The organism is Bacillota bacterium, assembly GCA_040754675.1.
Lineage (GTDB): Bacteria > Bacillota > Limnochordia > Limnochordales > Geochordaceae > Geochorda.
In genome coordinates this window covers 1-2,522 of the sequence record JBFMCJ010000572.1, presented here as the reverse complement: position 1 = coordinate 2,522, position 2,522 = coordinate 1, and the positions used below count along the sequence as shown (strand labels likewise).

Annotated in this window: 3 protein-coding genes and 1 tRNA gene; 3 read left to right on the top strand and 1 reads right to left on the bottom strand. The window is 57.0% G+C overall.

Annotation, left to right across the window (positions count from 1 at the left end; all coding sequences use genetic code 11):
• Positions 1–104: 104 nt before the first annotated feature.
• A tRNA-Val gene (locus AB1609_21015) sits at positions 105–180 on the top strand.
• Positions 181–351: 171 nt separating this feature from the next.
• On the opposite strand, the gene AB1609_21010 is transcribed toward AB1609_21015, so the two are convergent.
• Positions 352–585 carry a tyrosine-type recombinase/integrase gene (locus AB1609_21010; protein MEW6048916.1) on the bottom strand — a complete coding sequence of 78 codons (234 nt, stop codon included), beginning with the start codon at positions 583–585 and terminating at the stop codon, positions 352–354.
• A gap of 1,156 nt (positions 586–1,741) precedes the next feature.
• On the opposite strand from AB1609_21010, the gene AB1609_21005 reads away from it, so the two are divergent.
• Together AB1609_21005 and AB1609_21000 are read left to right on the top strand one after the other, a co-directional pair.
• Positions 1,742–2,152 carry a tyrosine-type recombinase/integrase gene (locus tag AB1609_21005; protein MEW6048915.1) on the top strand — a complete coding sequence of 137 codons (411 nt, stop codon included), beginning with the start codon at positions 1,742–1,744 and terminating at the stop codon, positions 2,150–2,152.
• A gap of 92 nt (positions 2,153–2,244) precedes the next feature.
• Positions 2,245–2,522: IS21 family transposase (locus AB1609_21000; protein ID MEW6048914.1), on the top strand; the 278-nt coding region annotated here is incomplete at its 3' end.

Below are 2,522 nucleotides of genomic sequence, written 5' to 3'. Positions count from 1 at the left end.
CCCAATACATGGGGGCATGGCTTCTCACCCACAACCGCTTGACAGACACGAACGAGTACAATATGTTGCCTTATCACTAAGCCGTTGCTATACTCTCAGTGCGTGGGCGGCTAGCTCAGTGGTTAGAGCGCGTGACTCACATTCACGAGGTCAGAGGTTCAAATCCTCTGCTGCCCACCAGCGTAAGGCCCAAATGAGCGTCCGGACCCCATCAAGTTGGTGCAATCTTGGTGCAATCGAAAGCTGGCCAACACCTGCTAGAGGCGCGAAAATCGGGACCGCCTGACTCCTGGAGAACCAGCATCCGCGCCGCTCGACTCCGAATGATGTCCGTGCGTGGGGGAAAGTTGTTCATTTCTGCACCTGGCCGTCCGGGTCCTTCCTGGCCGTTACTTGCTCAACTATAGAAGACATTCTCGCCTCGGCGCGCCGTTTCAGCCCGACCGTGACGTGGCCGTAGGTGTCGGCCGTCGTGGCGATCGGCGAGTGACCCCGGAGCTCCGAAACAACCTTGGGGTCCTCCCCCGCCTCCAGCATCATCGTCGCCCAGGTATGCCGGGCGTCGTGGAACCGGGCGTACGGCACGCCTGCCTATTTGAGAAGTCTCGCAAAGGCGGGCGAAGTTCGTCGGTGTCCAGGGACTCGCATCACGAGCCCGCTGCGGAGCGCCTACTTAAAGGCGTGACCCACTAGAGGCAGGCCATACGCAGGTCAGTCAATCGACAAGATCCTGGACGGATTCGAGGACTTAGAAGCAAATACGTCTTACCTATCAATCGGGGTCTCCGGAAGGAAGAAAGATCGCTCTCTAAAGGTCAGTCGTGCTCGGGAACTGGCCCTTGGGTTGCTGACACGAAGTCGCGAGCAGTCCCGAGTAGTGATGCAATGTCCGGGCATGAAAGGCGGGACACAGGCGGTCCTTGACAAAAGAGGTCACTGGTGGCTTTCCTTCGAGTTGGAAAACACCGAAACGAAAGAGGCTGATTCACGAGTGACGCCAGGCTTTAGGATAGCATTACTGGAACTTTTGCGTAAGTACCAGGGGGAGCCTGAGGTCTTTTTTGCGAGGGGCCGGCCGTTGTGGCCGAGGAGCGGGATGAAGATGGAATGCGTCGTCTGGCTGTGTTTTCTGCTGCAGACGGAGAGGCAGTGTTGACGGTGGATTGGCGAGATGTGATGCCTGGGATCAATGTGACGCAGGCACTTGTTTTACCCGACGGGATAGTGGTCGCAGGCGATAACGGTTCAGTGTCTCTACTTACCCACGAACTCAAGGTTCTTTGGACTAAATTCCCGAAAGGCGCTAAGAACAACTCCGATGCACACATTGAACTGCTAGGATCGCCGGGCGGAAACATGGTTGCCGTTGCCACCTACTTCATTCCCGCTGCTCCTGTTTCCCCGCTCCACGTGTCCATGGAAGTTCAGCTCACTGTTTTCGACGAGAACGGAAATGGGCTGGTCACTCATGGCGGTTTCAAGAGGCTGATTAACCGCATCACGTTCGGCTTGTGTACTGGGAACCATGGTCGGGTCTTAGGGCAACTCCCTGATAGATTCCCTTCCCCACTCCTCCAAACCTATCTCTTACCGCCTTCAGTACCGGGTCTAGTGCGTCAAATCTCGTCCCGGACTTGCTCATTGTCACGACAGGATCCAGGTTGTAGTGGTCTATGCAAATAAAGGCCCAGCATAAACCGTCTTCTTCCGTCCAGAATCGGGCCGCCTTTTCTCGCCAGCAGTGCGTCTTGACCGTTCGCAGGGGCAAAGGGAACAAGTACAGAGAAGTACCACACTGAGCGTCGAAACCCGCAGGGCCCTTGCAGCCTATCTCTCGACGCGTCCCAGGGCCGCACCCGGCGAACCGCTCTTTGTCGGCCAGCGCGGGTCTATGACGCCCCCGGACGTTTGGCGCATGCTTCACAAGTACGCGAGAGCAGCCGGGGTTGAGGTTTCACCTCACATCTTCAGGCACACCCTTGCGACCCGTTTCCTGAGGAAGGCGGGGGCCGACCTCGTAACGGTGAAAGAGCTGCTAGGCCACGAGAAGCTTGAGACGACAGTTCTGCTGCAAATCGGCACGGTATGCTTTTCTGCACGAAATCCGCATGGGTCGCAAGTGTCACGGCCGGTTGTAAAATCCCCCATCTAGGGTCGGATGAAAAGTCCCCCACCCCCTCGAAGTGGCACTCCGGAATCTGCCGGGTTTCGGAGGTGCCGAGCTTGCTCGGAGGTGGGGAAATCTTGGATATCAAAGTTATTTACGCTGAAGGATTGAGCATCAGGGAAATAGCGAGGCGGACCGGACACGACCGTAAGACCGTCCGGAAGTATCTTCGTGCCAAAGAACTGCCCGAGTACAAACCGAGGCCCCCCAGGCCATCCAAACTCGACGACTACAAGGACTACCTCAAGGCCAGGATGGCCGATGGCGTGTTCAACGCCAACCGGCTCCTCGCTGAGATCCGCGCTCTGGGGTACACCGGCGGTAAGACAATTCTAAAGGATTTCGTCAAACCCTT